Origin of the sequence: Blastococcus saxobsidens DD2 (assembly GCF_000284015.1) — a bacterium.
GTDB classification, from domain to species: Bacteria; Actinomycetota; Actinomycetes; order Mycobacteriales; family Geodermatophilaceae; genus Blastococcus; species Blastococcus saxobsidens_A.
The window spans coordinates 2,817,267-2,837,837 of sequence record NC_016943.1 but is presented as its reverse complement, the minus strand read 5'-3'; the positions used below and the strand labels follow the sequence as shown (position 1 = coordinate 2,837,837).

The 20,571-nt window shown below is 72.9% G+C and carries 21 protein-coding genes; 14 read left to right on the top strand and 7 right to left on the bottom strand.

Features of this window, described 5'->3' with window-relative positions; all coding sequences use genetic code 11:
• The first annotated feature begins 2 nt into the window (after positions 1–2).
• From BLASA_RS13470 to BLASA_RS13445, 6 genes are all read left to right on the top strand, one after another.
• Positions 3–974 carry a quinone oxidoreductase family protein gene (locus tag BLASA_RS13470; protein ID WP_014376720.1) on the top strand — a complete coding sequence of 324 codons (972 nt, stop codon included), beginning with the start codon at positions 3–5 and terminating at the stop codon, positions 972–974.
• Between the two features lie 82 nt (positions 975–1,056).
• Positions 1,057–1,920: a dioxygenase gene (locus BLASA_RS13465; RefSeq protein WP_014376719.1), complete on the top strand. Its 864-nt coding sequence runs from the start codon at positions 1,057–1,059 to the stop codon at positions 1,918–1,920.
• A gap of 99 nt (positions 1,921–2,019) precedes the next feature.
• On the top strand, positions 2,020–2,871 hold the full coding sequence (locus BLASA_RS13460) for a formate/nitrite transporter family protein (RefSeq protein ID WP_041775766.1): 852 nt from the start codon (positions 2,020–2,022) through the stop codon (positions 2,869–2,871).
• A 122-nt stretch (positions 2,872–2,993) separates the two neighbouring features.
• Positions 2,994–3,401: a four-helix bundle copper-binding protein gene (locus BLASA_RS13455; RefSeq protein ID WP_014376717.1), complete on the top strand. Its 408-nt coding sequence runs from the start codon at positions 2,994–2,996 to the stop codon at positions 3,399–3,401.
• Between the two features lie 40 nt (positions 3,402–3,441).
• On the top strand, positions 3,442–4,707 hold the full coding sequence (locus BLASA_RS13450; protein ID WP_014376716.1) for a cation:proton antiporter: 1,266 nt from the start codon (positions 3,442–3,444) through the stop codon (positions 4,705–4,707).
• 9 nt (positions 4,708–4,716) lie between these two features.
• Positions 4,717–5,232, top strand: coding sequence for a DUF421 domain-containing protein (locus tag BLASA_RS13445; protein ID WP_014376715.1), 516 nt, complete (start codon positions 4,717–4,719; stop codon positions 5,230–5,232).
• A 9-nt stretch (positions 5,233–5,241) separates the two neighbouring features.
• On the opposite strand, the gene BLASA_RS13440 is transcribed toward BLASA_RS13445, so the two are convergent.
• Positions 5,242–5,595 (bottom strand): STAS domain-containing protein, encoded by a 354-nt coding sequence (locus BLASA_RS13440; protein ID WP_014376714.1) that lies wholly within the window; start codon positions 5,593–5,595, stop codon positions 5,242–5,244.
• 377 nt (positions 5,596–5,972) lie between these two features.
• Here BLASA_RS13440 and BLASA_RS13435 point away from each other — a divergent pair, with 377 nt between their 5' ends.
• The 6 genes from BLASA_RS13435 (at position 5,973) to BLASA_RS13410 (ending at position 12,054) form a co-directional block, all read left to right on the top strand.
• Positions 5,973–7,199, top strand: a complete 1,227-nt coding sequence (locus tag BLASA_RS13435) for a molybdopterin-dependent oxidoreductase (protein ID WP_014376713.1) — start codon at positions 5,973–5,975, stop codon at positions 7,197–7,199.
• Between the two features lie 142 nt (positions 7,200–7,341).
• Positions 7,342–8,493: a tyrosine-type recombinase/integrase gene (locus tag BLASA_RS13430; RefSeq protein ID WP_231839624.1), complete on the top strand. Its 1,152-nt coding sequence runs from the start codon at positions 7,342–7,344 to the stop codon at positions 8,491–8,493.
• Positions 8,490–8,834, top strand: a complete 345-nt coding sequence (locus BLASA_RS13425; RefSeq protein ID WP_014375253.1) for a helix-turn-helix domain-containing protein — start codon at positions 8,490–8,492, stop codon at positions 8,832–8,834. The genes BLASA_RS13430 and BLASA_RS13425 overlap by 4 nt, the downstream gene beginning before the upstream one ends.
• Positions 8,831–10,285, top strand: coding sequence for a hypothetical protein (locus BLASA_RS13420; RefSeq protein WP_014375252.1), 1,455 nt, complete (start codon positions 8,831–8,833; stop codon positions 10,283–10,285). Before BLASA_RS13425 ends, BLASA_RS13420 begins: the two co-directional genes overlap by 4 nt.
• 105 nt (positions 10,286–10,390) lie before the next feature.
• Complete coding sequence (locus BLASA_RS13415) at positions 10,391–11,575, top strand: molybdopterin oxidoreductase family protein (RefSeq protein ID WP_083878005.1); 1,185 nt, start codon at positions 10,391–10,393, stop codon at positions 11,573–11,575.
• A complete protein-coding gene (locus BLASA_RS13410; RefSeq protein ID WP_014376711.1) occupies positions 11,572–12,054 on the top strand; it encodes a hypothetical protein in 483 nt (160 codons plus the stop codon). Before BLASA_RS13415 ends, BLASA_RS13410 begins: the two co-directional genes overlap by 4 nt.
• Before the next feature lie 64 nt (positions 12,055–12,118).
• On the opposite strand, the gene BLASA_RS13405 is transcribed toward BLASA_RS13410, so the two are convergent.
• The 4 genes from BLASA_RS13405 to BLASA_RS13390 all read right to left on the bottom strand — a co-directional run bounded on the left by BLASA_RS13405 (position 12,119) and on the right by BLASA_RS13390 (position 16,345).
• Positions 12,119–13,489: a DUF2254 domain-containing protein gene (locus BLASA_RS13405; RefSeq protein ID WP_014376710.1), complete on the bottom strand. Its 1,371-nt coding sequence runs from the start codon at positions 13,487–13,489 to the stop codon at positions 12,119–12,121.
• A 116-nt stretch (positions 13,490–13,605) separates the two neighbouring features.
• The gene (locus tag BLASA_RS13400; RefSeq protein WP_083878004.1) at positions 13,606–14,172 is read right to left on the bottom strand and encodes a GerMN domain-containing protein; all 567 of its coding nucleotides are present in this window, start codon (positions 14,170–14,172) and stop codon (positions 13,606–13,608) included.
• A complete protein-coding gene (locus BLASA_RS13395; RefSeq protein ID WP_014376708.1) occupies positions 14,169–15,671 on the bottom strand; it encodes a sensor histidine kinase in 1,503 nt (500 codons plus the stop codon). Before BLASA_RS13395 ends, BLASA_RS13400 begins: the two co-directional genes overlap by 4 nt.
• A complete protein-coding gene (locus tag BLASA_RS13390) occupies positions 15,668–16,345 on the bottom strand; it encodes a response regulator transcription factor (RefSeq protein ID WP_014376707.1) in 678 nt (225 codons plus the stop codon). Before BLASA_RS13390 ends, BLASA_RS13395 begins: the two co-directional genes overlap by 4 nt.
• A gap of 313 nt (positions 16,346–16,658) precedes the next feature.
• Between BLASA_RS13390 and BLASA_RS13385 the strand changes: the two genes are divergently transcribed.
• Both BLASA_RS13385 and BLASA_RS13380 read left to right on the top strand, forming a co-directional pair.
• On the top strand, positions 16,659–17,672 hold the full coding sequence (locus BLASA_RS13385; RefSeq protein ID WP_014376705.1) for a potassium channel family protein: 1,014 nt from the start codon (positions 16,659–16,661) through the stop codon (positions 17,670–17,672).
• Positions 17,654–18,640, top strand: a complete 987-nt coding sequence (locus BLASA_RS13380) for a mechanosensitive ion channel family protein (protein WP_051004998.1) — start codon at positions 17,654–17,656, stop codon at positions 18,638–18,640. The genes BLASA_RS13385 and BLASA_RS13380 overlap by 19 nt, the downstream gene beginning before the upstream one ends.
• An 18-nt stretch (positions 18,641–18,658) precedes the next feature.
• On the opposite strand, the gene BLASA_RS13375 is transcribed toward BLASA_RS13380, so the two are convergent.
• Together BLASA_RS13375 and BLASA_RS13370 are read right to left on the bottom strand one after the other, a co-directional pair.
• A complete protein-coding gene (locus tag BLASA_RS13375; protein ID WP_014376703.1) occupies positions 18,659–19,537 on the bottom strand; it encodes a metallophosphoesterase in 879 nt (292 codons plus the stop codon).
• Between the two features lie 218 nt (positions 19,538–19,755).
• Positions 19,756–20,472, bottom strand: coding sequence for a hypothetical protein (locus BLASA_RS13370; protein WP_014376702.1), 717 nt, complete (start codon positions 20,470–20,472; stop codon positions 19,756–19,758).
• Between the last annotated feature and the right edge of the window lie 99 nt (positions 20,473–20,571).

Here is a 20,571-nt window from a genome sequence, read left to right as displayed (position 1 = left end):
TCGTGCGCGCCGCCGTCCTGCAGGTTCCGGGGGAGACCCCGGAGTTCACCGAGCACCCCGATCCGCGGCCGGAGCCGGGCACGACCGTCGTCCACGTGACCGCGGCGCCGCTGGTGCCGCTGGACCTGCTCTGCGCCTCGGGCACCTCCTACTTCGGTCGCCCGGCGGCGCCCTACGTGCCGGGCGTCCAGGGCGTCGGGGTGGTGGAGAGCGGCGGGCACCTGCCGCCGGGCAGCCGCGTCTGGTTCGCGACCGCTGCGGGCATGGCTCCGGGCGACGGCAGCCTCGCCGAGCGCTGCGCCGTCGGGGCCGACGACCTGGTGCCGGTGACGGCAGAGGTGCCCGACGCCGCGCTCGCCGCGCTGGGCCTGTCGGCCGTCGCGGCCTGGATGTCGCTGACCTGGCGCGGCGGGCTGCGGCCCGGGGAGCACGTGCTGGTGCTCGGCGCCGGGGGCGCCGTCGGCCAGGTGGCCGTCGGCGCGGCCCGGCTGCTCGGTGCGGAACGGGTCGTCGCGGTGGCCCGGTCGGAGCAGGCGCGCGAGCGCGCGCGGGCAGCGGGCGCCGACGAGGTGGTCGCGCTCGACGGGGACGCCGACGCGCTGGAGGTCCGGTTCCGCGACGCGCTGGGCGGCCGGCTGGACCTGGTCGTGGACCCGGTGTTCGGCGTCGCGGCCACCGCGGCCTCGCGGGTGCTGTCGGCCGGCGGCCGGCTGGTGAACCTCGGCGGGGCCTCGGGGGACACCGCCGTCTTCTCCTCCGCCGTGCTGCGCGCGAAGTCCGCCGCGGTGCTGGGCTACACGAACAACGCCCTGACCCCCGGGCAGCGCCGGGAGGCGCTCACCGAGATCGCCCGCCACGCCGCAGCCGGCGGCCTGGCGGTCGCCCACGAGCAGGTGCCGCTCGCCGACGTCGCCGCGGCCTGGCGCCGCCAGGCGACCGGCGACCCCGGCGTCCGGCTGGTACTGACGCCCTAGGACGAGTGCGACCCCCGCGGGAGCCGCGGGGGGAGAGGTCGCGCGGCCGGGAGCCGGCCGCGCCGGACGGCAGGAGGACGCCGTGCAGCTGGTCACCGAGGACAACATCACCGATCTCGCGGGAGAGCGCTGGGCCACCGCCCGCGACCCCCGTCTCGCGGAGGTCATGACCGCGCTGGTGCGGCACCTGCACGACTTCGCCCGGGAGGTGCGGCTCACCGAGGACGAGTGGATGGCCGCGATGCAGTGGCTCACCGCCACGGGGAAGATCAGCACCGAGAAGCGCGAGGAGTTCATCCTCGCCTCCGACGTGCTGGGTCTGTCGATGCTCGTCGTCCAGATGAACCACCGGCTGGAGCCGGAGGCCACGCCGGCCACGGTGCTGGGGCCCTTCCACATCGAGGGCTCGCCGGAGCTGGGCTACGCCGAGGACATGTCCGACGGGGTGCCGGGCGTCCCGCTGTTCCTGCACGGGCGGGTGACCGACCTCGACGGCGCGCCGGTGGCCGGCGCGGTGCTCGACGTCTGGCAGTCGGACTCCGAGGGGCTCTACGAGTCGCAGCTGGTCGAGGTGGACGAGGCCCGGCTGCGGGCCAAGTACACCACCGACGACGACGGCCGCTTCTGCGTGCGCACCATCGCCCCGCTGGGCTACTCGATCCCCATGGACGGGCCGGTCGGCGACCTGGTGGAGCGCACCGCGATCAGCCACTTCCGGCCGGCGCACATCCACTTCCTGCTCAACGTCCCGGGGTTCGAGCCGCTGATCACCCACCTGTTCCAGGAAGGCGACCAGTACCTGGACAGCGACGTCGTGTTCGGCACCAAGCAGGAGCTCGTGACGGCGTTCGAGGCGCGGGACCCCGGGACGACGCCCGACGGCGGCTCGATCGACGTGCCGTGGCTGGAGTCGCGGTACGACTTCGTGCTGCAGCGGCAGGCCTGACCCGCGGCGCCCGGCCGGCGCGACCCGCCGTCCCGGTTGCCGCCGGGGCCGCCCGGCGGGAGGCTGCGGAGGGCCGAGCGGCAGCTCCGGGGAGGCACGATGACGGCACGCAAGCCTCAGGAGATGGCGGAGGTCGCGGTCGGGACCGGCGCCAAGAAGGTGCACCGCACCTGGGACCGGGTGCTGGTCAGCGCCTTCCTGGCCGGCGCCTACATCGCCTTCGGCGGCCTGGTGGCCATCACCGTCTCCTCCGGCCTGGATCCGGCCATCTGGGGCACCCTGCCCACGCTGTTCACCGGTATCGCCTTCACCCTCGGCCTCGTCCTGGTCCTCATCGCAGGGTCGGACCTGGCGACCGGGAACATGCTGCTCGTCCCGTTCAGTGCCATGGGCGGCAAGATCGGGCTGGGCGACGTCGCCCGCAACCTCACCCTCGTCCTGCTCGGCAACCTGGTCGGCGCGATCTTCGTGGCCTTCTTCCTGGCAGTGCAGAGCGGGGTCGTCGGCGACACGGGCGCGGAGGGGAGCGCGGCGCTCACCTACGAGCGGTTGGCCGACATCGCCCAGGGCAAGGCCGTCGGGCACACCCCGTGGGAGACCTTCCTCCGTGCGGTGGGCGCCAACTGGCTGGTCTGCCTGGCGGTGTGGATGTCGCTGTCGGCGTCGACCGTCTCGGGCAAGATCCTGGCGATCTTCTTCCCGATCATGGCGTTCGTCGCGATGGGCTTCGACCACGTCGTGGCCAACATGTTCTTCATCCCCGCCGGCATCTTCGCCGGGGTCCCGGACATCGGCTGGGGCGACGCCCTGCTCAACTGGCTGCTCGCCGGCGCGGGCAATCTGGTCGGCGCCGTCGTCTTCGTGGCGACGTCCTACTGGTACCTCTTCCTCCGCGACGAGCCGGACATCTCGCCGGAGGCCGAGGCCGCCGAGCCGGCGGAACGCGGCTGACCGGACGTCCCCCGATCGTCATGAGCGCGTGTGCACCAGCGGAAACAGGCGGGTAGGGGCTCCTGCGGCGAGAGCCCCCGGCCGCGACCGCGGACCGGGACGCACAGCCCCGAGGAGAACCCGTGACCGTCGCCGCTCAGATGCTGGACACGTACCCCAAGGACCTCGGCGGGGTGGACAAGCAGAAGCTCATCGAGTGCATCGAGGCCTGCGTCGAGTGCGCCCAGGCCTGTACCGCCTGTGCCGACGCCTGCCTCAGCGAGGACATGGTCGCCGAGCTGACCACGTGCATCCGCGCGAACACCGACTGCGCCGACATCTGCGACACCACCGGCCGCGTGCTGTCCCGGCACACCGGCTACGACGCCAACCTGACCCGCGCCGTCCTCGAGGCCTGCGCCGCCGCGTGCAAGTCCTGCGGTGACGAGTGCGGCAGCCACGCGGAGATGCACGAGCACTGCCGGGTGTGCGCCGAGGCGTGCCGCCGCTGCGAGGCGGCCTGCCGCGACCTGATCAGCAGCCTGGGCTGATCGGCATGCCGACGTCCTCCTCGTCGCCCGGCGGGGCGCGGTGACCGTCGACGTGCTGCTGGCGGCGGCGGGTGCGCTCGCGCTCCTCGCCGCCGCCTGGTCCGACTGGTTCCGCCGCCTGCCGATCAGCGAACCGCTGCTGGCCCTGGCCATCGGGATCGTCCTCGGCCCGGCGGTGCTCGGTGCGGTCGACGTGCCCGCGCTGCTCGAGGACCACGCCTGGCTGCACACCGCCGCGCGGCTGCTGCTCGCGATCTCGGTGATGTCGGTCGCGCTCCGGTACCCCTTCCACACCGCACGCGGGCGCACGCGGCCGGTCCTGCTGCTGCTGGCGGTGGTGATGCCGGTGATGGCCGTGGTCACCGCCGGGCTGGCCGCATGGACCCTGGGTGTCGGCCTGGGGGTCGCCGCGCTGATCGGCGCCGCGTTGACCCCCACCGACCCGGTCCTCGCCTCGACCGTCACCACCGGGGAGCCCGCGGAGCAGGACCTCCCCGGCCGCGACCGGCAGGTGCTCTCCCTGGAGTCCGGGGCCAACGACGGGCTGGCGCTCGCGCTCGTGCTGATCGCGCTGGCGCTGGCCGGGCCGCTGACCATGGGTGACGCGCTGCTCGAGACGCTCTGGGACGTGGTCGGGGCGCTCCTGCTGGGGGCGTTCCTGGGCTGGCTCGGTGGCCAGGCCCTCAAGGCCGGTGCCGACCACGGGGCCACCGACCCGGGGCCCGAACTGGTGTTCACGATCGTGCTTGCCTTCGCCGTACTGGGGGTCGGCGGCTTGATCCACGTCGACGGGATCTTCGCCGTCTTCGTCTGCGGACTGGCCTTCAACGCGGTGAGCACCGGGCGGGAGCGCGAGGCCGACGTGCGGATCGACGAGGCCGTGAACCGGTTCGTCGTCCTCCCGCTGTTCCTGGCGTTCGGCGCGATCCTGCCGTGGTCGGAATGGCGCTCGCTCGGCTGGGCCGGCCTGCTGTTCGCGGTCGCGGTCCTGTTCCTGCGCCGCCCGCCGATCGTCTACCTGCTCCGCCGCCCGCTCCGGCTGGCCCGGCCGGACGCCGTCCACCTCGGGTGGTTCGGCCCGATCGGGATCTCGGCGCTGTTCTACCTGACCCTCGAGGCCGAACGGCTGTCGATCGACCCGGTGGTGCTGGTGGCCGGCTCGCTGGTGGTCGCCGTCAGCACCCTGGTGCACGGGCTGACCGCCACTCCGGGGCGGGTGCTGTACCGGAAGGTCGCCGGCCCGAAGGGCGAGGCCGTGGACGCGACGCGGGAGCGGACCGGGTCGTCGTCCGGCGGCGACGGGTAGGAAGCGGGCATGTGGTTCGACAGTTTCTCCGATCTCGTCCGCGTCCTGCTCGTCGGCGGGGCCGCCTACATCACCGTGGTGGTCCTGCTCCGGACGACGGGCAAGCGCACCCTGGCCAAGCTCAACGCCTTCGACCTGGTCGTCACCGTCGCCCTGGGCTCGACGCTGGCCACGATCCTGCTGAGCCAGAGCGTCTCGTGGACCGAAGGGGCGCTCGCGCTGGCGCTGCTGGCGGTCCTGCAGACCGCGGTCGCCTGGGTCACCACGCGTCGCCCGGGGCTGCGCGCGGTGGTGACCGCCCGGCCGAGGCTGGTGCTGCGCGACGGCGAGCCGCTCCACGATGCGATGCGGGCCGAGCGGATCAGCCTCGACGAGATCCGGCAGGCGGTCCGCTCGTCGGGTACCGGCGACCTCTCCTCGGTGGCGGCCGTGGTGCTGGAGAGCGACGGATCGCTCAGCATCCTGTCCGCACAGCAGTACGGGGACGGCTCGGCGTTGTCGGGGGTGGAAGGGGTGGGGCGGTGACCCTCGCGGTCACACCCCGGGCGACCGCGGCGCGTTGACCAGGGTCAGGCGTCCGCCGTCGTCCCGGATGCTGAGCTCCAGCGAGCGCAGCGCGTGCAGCCCGTCCTCGTCGGCCGCCGACACCTCCTGCAGATCGACGACGACGGTGTCGTGACCGCTGCGGCGCAGTGCCTCCACCGTGCCGCGGACCATGTCGGCGGCGCGCACGGTCAGATGCCCCTGCGCGTGGATGGCTCCGAGCCGGCCGTCGATCCGCTCGGTGAACGCGGCCTGGTCGTCCACCGGCGGAAGCCCGCCGGGCGCCGCTTCGGGATGACGGGATGCCAGGTGCCACGGGTCGCCGATAGCGCGGTACGGGCTCATCGTGCCTCCTGGGTGGGTCGGGTGCGGCCGACGCCGGTAGGCGTGGACCCGGCGGCGTCCCGCACAGGGTGCCAGTGCCGGGACCGGACGGGAAGGTTCTCAATGCAACCTTCATGCAGATGTCGTCCGCCGGGAGTCGAGCGGTCTGCCAGTATGGCGAGTCAACGATCGGTGACGCAGTGCGCCGAAATATGACGAACTCGTGTCACGCATCGAGGGAGGTCGTCGGCCGGGTTCGACCGCGCCCCGGGCGGGCAGTGGCGGGTGACTCGCACGACACCGACTCCCGGAGGACGCACGTGGCGCGCATCGACCGGATCGCGGAACCCTGGGGCACCCGGACCCCGTACGGACCAGGCGAGAGCTGGCCTCCGAGGGTGGACACCCACCTCGCCGACGGCCTGACCGAGGCCGACGTCGACCGCTGGGTGCAGTCGGCGTCGATCCTGCACTCCAACGGCGACGCCCTGGACATCGCCGTGAAGGACGAGCGGATCGTCGGCGTCCGCGGTCGCGAGGTCGACCGGGTCAACCACGGCCGGCTGGGCCCGAAGGACCTCTTCGGCTGGCAGGCGAACCACTCGCCCGAGCGGCTCACCAAGCCGCTGATCCGCAAGAAGGGCAAGCTCGTCGAGACCGACTGGGACACCGCGATGAACGCGGTGGCCGGCCGGGCGAAGGAGCTGCTCGAGGAGCAGGGGCCCAGTGCGATCAGCTTCTACACCACCGGGCAGCTGTTCCTGGAGGAGTACTACACGCTCGGCCTGATCGCCCACGGCGGGATCGGCACGAACCACGTCGACGGCAACACCCGCCTCTGCACCGCCACCGCGGCGGCAGCGCTCAAGGAGACCTTTGCCTGCGACGGGCAGCCGGGCTCCTACACCGACATCGACCACGCCGACGTCATCGCGCTCTACGGGCACAACATGGCCGAGACCCAGACCGTGCTGTGGACGCGGGTGCTCGACCGCCTCGCCGGACCCAACCCGCCGAAGGTCATCTGCGTCGACCCGCGCGCGACGCCGGTCGCGCGGGCCGCCACCGTGCACCTGGCCCCTCGCCCGGGCACGAACGTGATGCTGATGAACGCGCTGATCCACGAGATCATCGCCAACGGCTGGATCGACCGCGCCTACATCGAGGCGCACACCGTCGGCTTCGCTGAGCTCGAGAAGCAGATGAAGGGCTACCCGCCGGAGGTCGCCGCCGAGGTCTGCGACGTGCCGGCGGAGCAGATCCGGGAGGCCGCCCGCATCCTCGGGCAGGCCGAGCGGCTGCTGTCCACCGTGCTGCAGGGCTTCTACCAGTCCCACCAGGCGTCGGCCGCCGCCGTCTCGGTGAACAACATCAACGTCATCCGCGGCATGCTCGGCAAGCCCGGCTGCGGCATCCTGCAGATGAACGGCCAGCCCACCGCGGAGAACACTCGCGAGGCCGGGGCGGACGGCGACCTGCCGGCGTTCCGCAACTGGTCCAACGACAGCCACATCCAGGACCTCGCGCGGGTCTGGAACATCGACCCGATGCAGATTCCGCACTACTCGCCGCCGACGCACATCATGCAGCAGCTGCGCAAGGGCCGCCTATTGACGGAAAGTTGACACTGCGGGCGCACGCTGCACGTCTATTCGCCGGCGGGTCGGCGGTGCGCGCGTCGCTGACCTGGGGACCATCCTGCTCTTGCTACGTTGACGCGACATTGTCGTGTTTCCGTTGACAGGGTGGGGTGCGGGGTTGGCGCAGGTGCCGGGCTCGGCGGGACTGGTTCTGGTCGAGGGCGTCGCTCATCTGGACGAGCCGGCTGCGGTGTTCGAGGGCATGCTGACCGGCTGGGCCAGGCAGCAGAAGTCGCGGATGCTCTCCGATGCCACCGTCTCCTCGCGGCTGTCACTGCTGCGCCGGTTCACCGAGTTCGCCGGCTCCTACCCGTGGTCGTGGACGCCGGCCGACGTCGAGGACTTCACCGTCGGGCTCACCTCCGGTGAGCGGCGGATGGCGCCGGCGACGATCCGCGGCTACCACCTGACGCTGCGGATGTTCTGCGACTACCTCACCGACGCCCGTTACGAGTGGCCCCGGCAGTGCCGCGACCGGTTCGGGCAGGTGCCCAGCCAGGTGTGTCACGAGTGGAACACCGTCGCGCACCTGACCGAGTACGAGGGACAACCGGCCCGGCGCCCGCTGTCCTACGACGAGCTGGAGCAGTTGTTCGACCACCTGGACCGTCAGGTGGATGTGATCGTCAAGTCCGGACGCAAGGGTGCGCTCGCCGCGCTGCGGGACGCGCAGATGATCAAGACCTGCTACGCCTTCGGGCTGCGCCGCAACGAGCTGTGCCGCCTCGACGTGGCCGACCTGCGACCCAACCCGCACGTGCCGGACTGGGGCGGCTACGGGTCGGTGCACGTGCGCTACGGCAAGGCCATCCGCGGCGGCGTTCCACGCCGGCGCACGGTGCTGGCGGTCCCGGAGTTCGACTGGGCGATCGCCGGGCTGCGGCAGTGGGCCGAGCAGGCCCGGCCCATCCTGCGGCCCGCGGACCATCCGGCGCTGTGGGTCACCGAGCGGCTCACCCGGGTCTCGACCAAGCACCTGGACAAGCGGTTCGCGGTGCTGCGCGCCGGCGCCGGGCTCGCCCCGGAGCTGACGCTGCACTGCCTGCGGCACTCCTATGTCACGCACCTGATCGAGTTCGGCTATCCGGAGCGGTTCGTGCAGGAACAGGTCGGGCACGCCTACGCCTCGACGACGGCGATCTACACCTCGGTCAGCAACGACTTCAAGAACAAGACGCTGCAGGCGGCGCTCGGCCGCGTCTACAAGCCGCCATCGACAACCACGGAGGCCACCGGGGCGACGACCGGGATGACGACCGGGACGGAGGTGCGCCGATGACTCGGCGGCTGGTGATGCGCTGGCACCTGCGGCAGGTGATGGCCTCCCGCGGCATCTTCCAGACCAGCGAGTTGGTGCCGCTGCTGGCCGAGCGCGGGGTGCACCTGACCCGCCAGTACGTGCACAAGCTGGTCACCACCCCGCCGCAGCGGGTCAACGTCGACCTGCTCGCCGCGCTCTGCGACATTCTCGGCTGCACCCCCGCCGAGCTGCTCGAACCCGTCGTCGAACAGGCCGAACAGGCCAAGACCGGCACCGTCGATGCGGCGCGGGAGGGGCTGGGCATCGGTGACCTCCGCCCGATCCGCGCCACCGTCCGGCGCCCGCACGAGGACCGGTGAGCGCTCCGCGCGGCTGGTCGACCACCACCTGCGGGCAGTGCGGCGAGCTGCGGCCCTGCCATCGGAAGATCCTCGAGCAGCGGGTCTGCCAGCGCTGCATGCTGCGCTTCCGTCGCACGGCCAAGCCGTGCCCGGGCTGCGGCCAGCTGAAGGTGCTGGCCTTCTACGACCCGCAGCGCCGCCCGGCCTGCGCCGGCTGCACCGGCCACGAGCCGGTCTACGCCTGCCCGTCCTGCGGCCGCGAAGACAGCCCATTCGGCCGCCACTGCGGGCCCTGCACCCTGCGCCAGCAGCTCACCGAGCTGCTCACCGACCCGACCGGAGACATCCACCCGAAGCTGCAGCCGGTCTTCGACGCCCTGATGGCCGGGCCGCGGCCGCAGACCACGCTCTACTGGCTGACCCGTGCCTCGGCCCGCCCGGACATCCTGCGGGACATGGCCCGCGGCGAGCTGGAGATCTCCCACGCCGCCTTCGCGGCTCTGCCGGCCACCCGGTCGGTCGACTACGTGCGCGATCTGCTCGCCGCGCTCGGCGTCCTGCCGCCCTACCAGCTGGCCGTCGAACGCATCGTCCCGTGGCTGCGCGAGCTCCTCACCGACCTGCCCAAACCCCACGCCGAGGTGATTGACCGATTCGCCCGCTGGCAGCTGCTGCGCCGGCTACGGCTCCTCGGCGAGCGTGACCGGGTCACCCGCGGCGGGGTGCAGCACGCCCGCGCCGCCGTGCTCGGTGCCGCCCGGTTCCTGCGCTGGCTCGACGAGCACAACGCCACCCTCGCCACCGCCACCCAGGCCCAGCTCGACGACTACCTGGTCAGCCATCCCGGCCGCGGCCGAAGCCTGAAGGTGTTCCTGGACTGGACACAACGCAGCGGCGTCGGCTCCGACCTGCACGTTCCCGGCGCCGAGCGGCCGCTGCCGCAGGTCACCCTCTCCGACCAGCGCCGCTGGCAGCAGGTCGAGCGGCTGCTGCACGACGACGACATCCGCCTCTATGTCCGCATCGGCGGGCTGTTCATGCTGCTGTTCGCCCAGCCGCTGGCCCGGATCTGCCGCATGCGCGCCGACCAGATCACCACCGAGCCCGACGGAGCCGTGACCGTCACCTTCGACGCAGCCCCCATCCAGCTGCCCGATCCGCTCGACCGGCTCGTGCTCGACCAGCTGGCCCGCCGCGGCCAGGCCTCCTACGCCAGCCGCCCCGACCGCTGGCTGTTTCCCGGCGGTCTGCCCGGAAAGCACCTGGTCACCGAGAACATCCGCTCCCAGCTCGTCGCTCTGGGCATCCGGCCCTCCGCCGCCCGCAAGGCCGCGATGTTCGACCTCGCCGCCCGGATGCCGGTGCCGATCCTGGCCGAACTGCTCGGCCTCAGCACGAACACCGCCACCCGCTGGGCCGCCCTCGCCGCCCGGGACTGGAGCCAGTACGCCGCCATGCGACGGGCCTGACACCACGACGCTCTCCCACCGACGACCAGGCTCCCTCCCCGCCGTCGTCGGCGGAGCCGACCGGAGACGGGCAATAGGAGGTGGTTCCGATATGCGCCTCCACCGATATACATCGAAGAGGGCTCGATCCGCTTTCTGTACGTGACCGCCACCAACCCGGCGGTCTCCCTGCCCGAGCTGGCGCGGATCCGCGCGCTGCTCCAGCAGGACCGGCTGTTCCTCGTCGTCCAGGACATCTTCCTGACCGAGACCGCCCAGCTGGCCGACGTCGTCCTGCCCGCCGCCACGTGGGGCGAGAAGACCGGGACCTTCACCAACGTCGACCGCACCGTGCACCTGTCGGAGAAGGCGGTGGAGCCACCGGGTGAGGCGAAGTCCGACCTGGACATCCTCATCGACTTCGCGCACCGGATGGGCCTGGAGGACAAGGACGGCCGGCCGCTGGTGAAGTGGTCGGACGCCGAAGGTGCGTTCGAGGGCTGGAAGGAGTGCAGCCGCGGCCGGCCGTGCGACTACTCCGGCATGTCCTACGCCAAGCTGCGGGGTGGCAGCGGCATCCAGTGGCCGTGCAACGAGGACAACCCCGACGGCACGGAGCGGATCTATGTCGACGGGCAGTTCTGGGCGCAGCCGGACTACTGCGAGAGCTACGGCCGGGACATGATCACCGGGGCCCCGGTCGAGGAGACCGAGTACCGGGCGATGAACCCGACCGGCAAGGCGGTGCTCAAGGCCGCCGAGTACATCGGCCCGCACGAGCTGCCGAGCGAGGAGTTCCCCTTCCAGCTGATCACCGGCCGCACGCTGTACCACTTCCACACCCGGACGAAGACCAAGCGGGCACCGCAGCTGGACGCCGCCGCCCCGGAGGTCTGGGTGGAGATGTCGGCGAGCGATGCGACCGACCGCGGCTGGACCGAGGGCGACGTCCTCGAGGTGACCACCCCGCGCGGCCGGGTGCGGGCCCGGCTGCGGATCAGCGGCATCCGTCCCGGGGTGCTCTTCCTGCCGTTCCACTACGGCTACTGGGACACCAAGGATGGATCCCAGCCGAAGAAGAAGGAGGCCGGCCGGGCGGCCAACGAGCTGACCCTCACCGACTGGGACCCGGTGTCCAAGCAACCGATCTTCAAGACCGCGGCGGCGCAGGCGGAGCGCGTGGCATCGGGAAAGGGCACGCCCGCCCCTGCGCCGACGACCACGGGGTCGGCGCCGGTGACCGGCACCGTGCCCCCGACCCGGGGCGGCGACAGCGCCCGCGCACAGGAGCTGGTGGGAGGCACGGCATGAAACTGGACATGGCGATCGAGGAGCTGCACCGTTCGGAGAACCACCTGGTCACCGTGCTGACGTCCATGTCGGACAAGCACAAGGCCGACCACGAGGTCTGCTACGTCACGCGCGACATGGCCAAGTGGTCGCGCCAGCACGTGGCCGACCTCGCCCGGATCGGGCGGGACTTCGGGCTGGACCTCGACCCGGAGGCGTCGGAGGACCCGAGCATCCTGGCCGCGATGAAGCAGCGGGCGTCGGACCTCATGGGACGCCGGTCGGTTCCAGGGCTGCTGCTGCTGACCGATCTGCGCCACCTGTACCGGGAGGCGGCCGGCACCTCGGTGGACTGGGAGCTGCTGGCCCAGGGTGCGCAGGGAGCCAAGGAGCAGGAGCTGCTGGACGTCGCCGAGAAGTGCCACCCGGAGTCGCTGCGCCAGGCACGGTGGGCCAACGCGCACCTGAAGGTCGCCTCACCGCAGGTCCTCGCCAGCTGACGCGCAGAAACCGGGACGCCGATCGTCCCGCCGTGCCCGCCACACTGCTGGGCGGGCCCGGCGGTCAGCGGGGCTGCGGGTCGGCGGCGGCGGGCGGCGGGATCAACCCTGCGGCGACCGGCCACCGCCCGGCCAGCGCATCCTCGACGGCCGCGCGCCACAGTGCTGCCTCGCGCTCGTCCACCGAGGTGGTCTCCACCGCCAGCTTCGCCGTGCGGTCGGTCAGCGCCTGCAGTTCGGCGTCCAGGCCTTGGCCGCGCAACCGCCAGCCGAGCTCGCGCAGCAGGCCGGCGATCCGCCGCAGCACGGCCGGCTGGCCGGACGCGTACTCCAGCGGTTCCTCCAGGCCGAGCCGCAGGAGTGCCTGGGCGGTCCACCGGGGGAGCACCAGCCGCACCACCCCGTCCCTGTCGCGGCGGGCCGAGACGGCGGTGTACCGCGGCAGCAGGTCGCCGAGCACGGCCGAGACGTGCGACAGCGCGTGCACCGCGGTCGTCGGGTCGTTGATCCCCGACGAGAGCGCGCGCCCGGCGATGTCGACGATCTTGCGGAGGCTGTAGGCGGGGTCCTCCTCCGGAGTCCGCTCGTGGGAGACCGCCACCGCGCCGGCGATCGCGCCGGCCAGCTCCTCCCGGTCCTGCAGCGGGGCACCGGAGCGGGACCACACGTGCGCCAGTGGTGTGCCGGCCACCACGGAGTCGCCCATGCGCGGGGAGAGGGCCACCACGGCGTCCTGTGCGCGCGCCTGCTCGATCACGCGCTCCTCGTCCACGGCGACGAGGAAGCCGCTGGTGACCGCCTCGACCGGTGTGCCCGGGCCCGGGGGCAGCCCGATCGGGGGCTCGTCCGGCTCCTCGCCGGCCCGCTGGATCGCCTCCCTCGCCTCGTCGTGGACGTCGCGCAGCATCACCTCGACCCGCAACGAGCGGGCGAGGTGCCCGAGGAAGAAGACCAGCGCCGCCACGCTGCCCAGGGCCAGGACGAACGCCAGGGTGATCGACAGGCGTGGCACGAAGGCCGGGCCGTCGGCGTCCTCGGTGCGGACCGTCCTGAGCACCGTGAGCGCGTAGACGAAGGTGGCCGTCAGCTGGCCCAGCGTCGCCTGCACCACCGGGTCGGTGGCGAAGGTCTGCAGCAGGCGGGGGGAGTACTGGCTGCTGCCCAGCTGCAGCGCGACGACGGTGAGGGAGAAGATCACGCCGGTCACCGAGATCAGCGAGCCGGCGATGGCGGCCAGCAGGTCACGCGCCGCGGCCGGGCCGCCACCGAACACGAAGTTCAGCGGTGAGCTCTCGTCCGGGGTGCCCACGTACCCGTCCAGCACCGGCATCAGCAGGCCGAGGGTGACGGCGAGGGTGACGGCGACCAGCGGCAGCGGCCACAGGGAACCGCGCATCAGGCGCCAGAAACGGCCGACGGGGTGCGGACGGCTCACGCGCAAGATCCTGGCGTCACCCGCGAGACCTTAGTGCGGCGGGTGTTCCGGGGACGCGGCAGCTCCGGAGCCCGCAGCGGCGGAGGCGGCCGCGACGGTGGTGCGACCGGCGCCGGTCACCGGGGGGGCGACCCGGGGCTCGCTGGAGGAGCCACCGAGCTGAAGTTGTCCCGGCCCACCGGGGCTTCGGTGAGCCCGGTGTCGGTGGGCACCTCCACGGGGACACCGTCGAGGAGGAACCGCACCTGCTGGGTGCCCTCCAGACCGGTCAGCGTCCAGACCACCTGCGCGACGGCGAGCAGCTGGTTGCCGCCGCTGATGCCGGTGAACTCCGTGGTCACCGCCACCGAGGTGATCCCGCCGGGCAGGCCGACGTCCACCGACAGGACCTGCGGGGCCAGCGCAGTCCGCAGCCCGGCGATGACCTCCGCGCGGGTCGGCCCGGCGACCAGCGCATCGAGCGCCTCCGCCGGGGTCAGGAAGTCGACCGTGCGCCGGGCCGGCACCAGATCGGCGCCTCGCACGAAGTAGACGGTCAGTTCCAGTCCTGCGGTGTCGGACGAGCGTGCCGGCTGGGACGTCTGGGGGGCGGGGACGGTGAGCGGCTGAGGGGCGGCCTGCGGCTCGACACCGCACCCGGCCAGCAGGAGCAGCCCGCACAGCAGTACGAGGATCACTCTCACGGGCCGTCCTCCACGGGTAGCTCGACGACGAACCGGGCGCCGCCGGCGGGGCTGTCCTCGACGGACACCCGGCCGCCCATCGCGCGGACGTGCCGGGCCACGAGGGCCAGCCCCAACCCGGAGCCCTCGGTCCGGGTCCGGATGCTGCCCGCGCCCCGGGCAAAGCGCTCGAAGATGCGCGTCCGGTCGACCTCGGGGACGCCGGGGCCGGCGTCGTCCACCAGGACCCGCGCCTCGTCGCCGTCCCGGGTGACGGTGACGGCGACGACCCCCCCGGCGTGCCGGTCCGCGTTGTCCATCAGGTTGCTCAGCACCCGCTCCAGGCGCCGCTTGTCCCCGGCCACGACGACGTCCTCGGCACCGGCACCGATCGAGAGCAGATCCGTCGCGCTGCCGTCCAGGCGTCGCCGGGACAGCACTTCCCAGGTGAGCGCCGACAGCTGCACCGGCTCGACAGCCGCGTCGGTGCTGCCGGCGTCGGCCCGGGAGATCTCCAGCAGGTCGGCGACGAGCCGTTCGAAGCGGACCACCTCGGAGCGGAGCAGCCCGAGCGCCTCCGCCTGGTCGGCATCGCCGGGGTCGGCCGTGGCCTCGACTAGATCGAGGGCTCCGAGCATGGTGGTCAACGGGCTGCGGAGCTCGTGGCTCACGTCGGCGGCGAAGCGGGCATCGCTGAGCACCCGGTCCTCCAGCGCCTCCGCGGTCTGGTTGAACGAGGTCGCGATCGGGATGAGCGACGGGTCGCCGCGCGGGTCGATGCGGGTGTCGAGGGCCCCGCCCGCCACGGCCGCCGCGGCGGCGGAGATGCGGTCGAGGGGGCGCAGCGTCGGCCCGGTGACCCACCAGCCGACCACGAGGGCCAGCGGCACGGAACCGAGCACGGAGGCGGCGAGCACAGCGGCGAGGACCCGGTAGGTCTTGTCCAGCTCCGAGAGCGGGAAGACCTCGACGTAGGCCTGCTGGAGCTCGGCGAGGGGGATGGCGACCGCCAGCACGGTCTCCCCGTTGACGGTGATCCGCTGCCGGACCGGTTCCCCGTCGGTGACGGCCTCGCGCAGCGCCGCGGGGAGGTCGTCCCGGCCGATGAGCAGCGAGGTCGTCGTCCAGGCGCCGTCGTCGACCAGCAGCGAGGTCGATCCCGTCTCGCGGGGCAGCTGGGCGAGCAGCTGGGCCACGCTGAGCCCCTCGGTGGCCAGCGACCGCTGCACCTGGGCGGCGTTGGTCGACGCCTGGGCGAGCGTCACCCGCTCGCGCTGGAGCAGCAGGTACTGGGAGACCGCCACCCAGACGGCGACGGCGAGCACGGTGGACAGCAGCAAGGTGACGGCGGTGAAGGCCACGGTCGCCCGGGCGCGCAGCGTCCGCAGGCGGAACGGTGCCGGCCGCGGGCTCCGCTCCGGCGACGGCGCGGCCGGATCCGCGACCGCGGCCGCACCCGGCCGAGGGGCCTCCGCGGCCGCGGAGGGAGTCCCGTCGGCGGGAGGAGCGGGAGCAGTCACCCCGGGACCCGGTAGCCCATGCCCCGGACGGTGGTCACGAGCGTCGGGGTCGCGGGGTCCGGCTCGATCTTCTTGCGCAGCCGGCGCACGTGGACGTCGACCAGCCGGGAGTCACCGAAGTAGTCGTATCCCCACACCCGTTCCAGCAGCTCCTCGCGGCTGAGCACGCGCCCGGGCTCCGCGGCGAGCTCGGTGAGCAGCCGGAACTCCGTGCGGGTCAGGTTGAGCAGCTCGCCGCCCCGGGTGACGGTGCCCTCGCTCGGTGAGACCTCCAGGTCTCCCACGGTGAGCCGGACCCGGGGTTCGGGGGCGCGGGTCCGCCGCGCCAGCGCACGGATGCGCGCGGAGAGCTCCTTGACGACGAACGGCTTGGAGACGTAGTCGTCGGCGCCGGCCTCCAGCCCGGCGACGACGTCGTGGCTGTCCGAGCGGGCGGTCACCATGATCACCGGGGTGTTGGACGTCTTGCGGATCTCCCGGCACACCTCGAAACCGTCCATGCCCGGCAGCATCAGGTCCAGCAGGATCACGTCGAAGGGGTGCTCGGCCAGCTTCTCCAGGGCAGCTTCTCCGCTCTCGGCCTCGGTGACCTCCAGCCCCTCGCGCTGCAGGGTCATCTGGAGCATGCGCCGGATCCGCGGGTCGTCCTCGATGATCAGCACAGACCGCGACATGTCCCTCAGTCTGCCGACCTCCGGCGGGACGTGCAGGCCAGGTTCCCGATCGGGGGGTCCGGTGCCGGGAGCCGGTGCGCGAGCCCCCCGCCGCATCGGCACGCCACCGCACGCCGAAGGCGCTGTGTGACAAGTTCGTGACCGGTGGGTCCCACCGGCGGCTGGTGGCTACCGGGTCGGGAGACCTGGCCGGCGTCGGCCCGGCCGAGAGGAAGGAAGCCCCGCTCGTGAGCCGGAGAGTCCCGCCCGTCCCGCCCGTCGTCGGGGGACGGGACGTCCGCCGTGTGCCGCGCGCCGTGACCGGCGGCGCCAGGTGAGCGCGGTCGTCTCCGCGCTCTGCCTCGTGGCCGGCGCGCTCGTCGTCGCGGTGGTGGTGTGGGACGTCGCCGCGATGACGCTCACGGTGGGCGGGAGCGCCGGACCGATCACCAACCGGGTGCTCGCGGCCACGTGGCGGGCGCTGCTGCGGCTGCACCGGCGACGGGCGGGGCAGCCGCGACTGCTCGGCGCCGCCGGGGCGCTGCTGCTGGGGCTCACCGTCGTCCTCTGGATCGTCGTGTACTGGGCCGGGTGGTCGCTGGTCTTCCTGGGCAGCGGTGCGGTGGTCGACGCAGACACCATGGCGCCGGCGTCGCTGCCGGACGTCGTCTACTTCGCCGGGATGACCCTGTCCACCCTCGGGGTCGGTGACTTCGTCGCCGGCACGGCCGGATGGCGGGTCGCCTCGGCGGTGGCCGGCTTCAGCGGCCTGGCGCTGATGACGCTGGCCATCACCTATCTGCTGTCGGTGACGTCGGCGGTGGTGAGCCGCCGGGCGCTGGCCACGCGACTGCACGCGCTGGGAGACAGCGCGCAGGGCATCGTGCTCGGTGGATGGGACGGGAAGGGGTTCGAACCCGCCTTCGTCCAGCAGCTGGTGCAGCTGCCCGGTCAGCTGGTCGCGGTGGCCGAGCAGCACGAGGCATATCCGGTGCTGCACTACTTCCGCACGCGGACGGCGAGCGCGGCGGCCCCGCTGGCGATGGCGCGGCTCTACGACGCGCTGCACCTGCTGGGGGCGGGGGTCGCGCAGCCGGTGCGGCCACCGGCCTCGGCCGTGCAACCGGTCCTTCGCGTGGTCGAGCGGTACGTGGGGACGGCCGGCGTCGACCGGGCGAAGGTGCACGAGGCCGACCCGCCACCGGCGCCGGCCGTGGACCGGCTGATCGCCGCAGGCGTCCCGCTGGCGCCGGAGACCGAGCGGCAGGGAGCGGTCGAGGCGGCCGCCGGGCGCCGGGCAGGATTGCGCCAGCTGGTCGAGGACGCCGGATGGAAGTGGGATGCGTGATCATCGAGCTGTTCGGCCAGGAGATCCGGCTGCTGTTCGTCAGCGAGGAGAACGGCATCAAGCTGTTCCTCACCGCCGTGCTCCTGCTTGGCCTCGTGCTGCTGCGCTGGGTGGCCCGCGGAGCGGTCCGGATGCTGATGCGTGGCATCGACCGCGACGGCCCCCGCTTCTGGGCACGGCAGATCATCAACCTGGTCGTCACCGTCCTGCTGTTCCTCGGCGTCCTGTCGGTCTGGTTCGACGACCCGTCCCGGCTCGCCACGGGGATCGGCCTGGTGACGGCGGGGCTGGCCTTCGCCCTCCAGAAGGTGATCACCGCGCTGGCCGGCTACCTGGTGATCCTCCGCGGCGGCACGTTCGACGTCGGTGACCGGATCACCATGGGCGGTGTCCGTGGCGACGTGATCGCGCTCGGCTTCATCCGCACCACGATCATGGAGATGGGCCAGCCGCCCGCGGTGCAGGGCGCGGATCCGGCGCAGTGGGTGCGCAGCCGCCAGTACACCGGCCGCGTGGTCACGGTGACCAACGACAAGGTGTTCGACGAGGCGGTCTACAACTACACCCGCGACTTCCCGTACCTGTGGGAGGAGCTCACGCTCCCGATCCGGTACCAGGACGACCGTGCCCGGGTGGAGAAGCTCCTCTTGGAGACCGCCCGCCGGCACTCCGTCTCCCAGGAGGAGATGCCGGCCGAGGCGCTGCGGCGGATGAGCGAGAAGTACTTCGTCCGCGGCGCCGACCTCGAGCCGCAGGTGTACTGGCGGCTGACCGACAACTGGCTCGAGCTGACGGTGCGCTTCCTCACCGGGGTGTACGGCGTCCGCGACGTCAAGGACCGGATGGCCCGCGAGGTGCTGGCCGAGCTCGACGCCGCCGGCATCGGGCTGGCGTCGGCGACGTTCGACGTCGTCGGGCTCCCCCCGCTCCGGATCACCGGGCGGGAGGGACCGGCGCCGGCCGGGTGACCGGTGCCGGTCCGCGGGTCAGCCCTCGGACCGCAGGGTGAAGAAGGCGATCTCCGGCGGGGCGTTGATCCGGACCGGCACGACGCTGAAGCCCGTGCCGCAGGTGACGAACAGCCGGTTGCCCTCGGCCGCGTAGTCCTCCGGCGCCCAGCCCTCCGCGACGATCTTCTCCTCCTCGGTCAGTGCGAGGTAGGCCCAGTGCGGCGTGCCCGGCAGGGCGATCTGGCCGCAGTGGGTGTGACCGGCCAGCGCGAGCGGGGCGGTGCCGGCGGGGAACTCGTCCAACACGGTGGGGTTGTGCGACAGCACGATGCGGGGGGCGCCGTCCGGCACGTCGGCCAGCGCGGCGTCGATGTCGAGTTCACCCGGCACCACCGGCCCGACACCGACCACGTGCAGGGCCGCGGCGCCGGTGCCGGTGCCCGGTACCGGCGCAGCCTCGTTGCGCAGCACGGTGACGCCCGCGGCCTCCAGGGCGGTGGCCACCTCCTCGGCCGCTCCCACGGCGTAGTCGTGGTTCCCCAGGACGGCGAACGTGGAAATGCCCGACTGCAGCAGGGGGTCCAGCAGGTCGAGCACCGTGTCCACCTGCTCATCGACGCTCGGGCTGCTGCTGTAGACGAAGTCGCCGCCGAGCAGCGCGACGTCGGGCTCGTCCTCGACGATCTCCTCGACGGCGCGCTCCACCATGCCCTCGTTGGCCCACCACATGCCGACCTGCAGGTCGGTGATGAGCGCGACCTCCGTGCCGTCGGCCGTCTCCGGGAGCTGGGCGAGCACGACGTCCGCCCGCTCCACGTCGAGGATCAGCCGCGGCTCGATCAGGACGCCGTAGACGAGCAGCAGCGTGAGCAGCCCGCCGATGACGGCGGCGACGCGTCCGATCCAGTGCTTCATGGGGGGAGGACCTCCGGGTGGGGGGAGTGGTGCACGCGACGCCGAGGCGCCGGACAGGGCTGAGGAGTGGTCGGGCTCATCCGGCCGCGGTGATCGAGGTGTCCGTCCAGCCGACGGTCACGTACGGATCGGTCTGGAAGAACTGCCCGACCAGCGTGCCCCCGCGTCGGCCGGGCTGCCGGAGGCCGACGACGTCGGTCGCCGCCTCCGGCGCCGGCTCAGCGGTCGACGCGCTCCTCGCGGGTGACCGACCGGCCCGCCACGGTCTCCTCGCGGCCGGGGGCGCGGTCCACGACGTGGTTGTCCCTGATCACGGCCGTCGGCGCGGTCGCCGGGCCGGGGTCGGCGGGCGGCGCCGGGGGCGGCGCCGGGGTGTCATCGCGGGTGTGGGACTCGGCGACCTTCACCGGGCGGCGCACCTTGCCGCCGAGGATCCCGCCCAGGACGGCCAGCACCAGGCCCGCCAGCAGCGACCAGAAGCCGGTCCACAGGGCGGTCTCCACGGTGAACCCGCCACCGGCGGAGCCGAGGCCGCTGCCGACCTGCTGGGTACCGCCTTCGAGGCCCGCGGCGAGGTTGCCGCTGAGGTTCAGAGCGCCCGGCACCACCGCGGTGAGGGTGAGCAGGAAGAGCAGCCCCCAGGCGGTGAGCCCGTTCACCAGCCCGGCCATGGCCCCCCGCGCGCCGGCCAGCAGCCCGGCGAGGAAGCCGGCGAACAGCAGGGCACCGGCGGCGGTGCCGCCGACGAACCAGCCGAGGTTGTCGCTCACCCAACCGTTGCCGGCGCTGGAGGCGAGGGCGAGCCACAGCGCGTTGAACAGGGCGTAGACGGCCAGGCCGATGACCGCGCCGGCGATCACCGGCCCCCAGCGCACCAGGTCGACGGTGCGGGCCTGCTGCTCCAGGGGCTGGACGGGTGGCACGGCGCTGGACATGGCTGTCCTCCTCGACTCGTCGGCCGGTGGCCGGGTGACGCACCGGGTGCGGAGGCAAGGCACGGCCGTCCGCTGCCTGGGGATGCCCGGCGGGTCGCG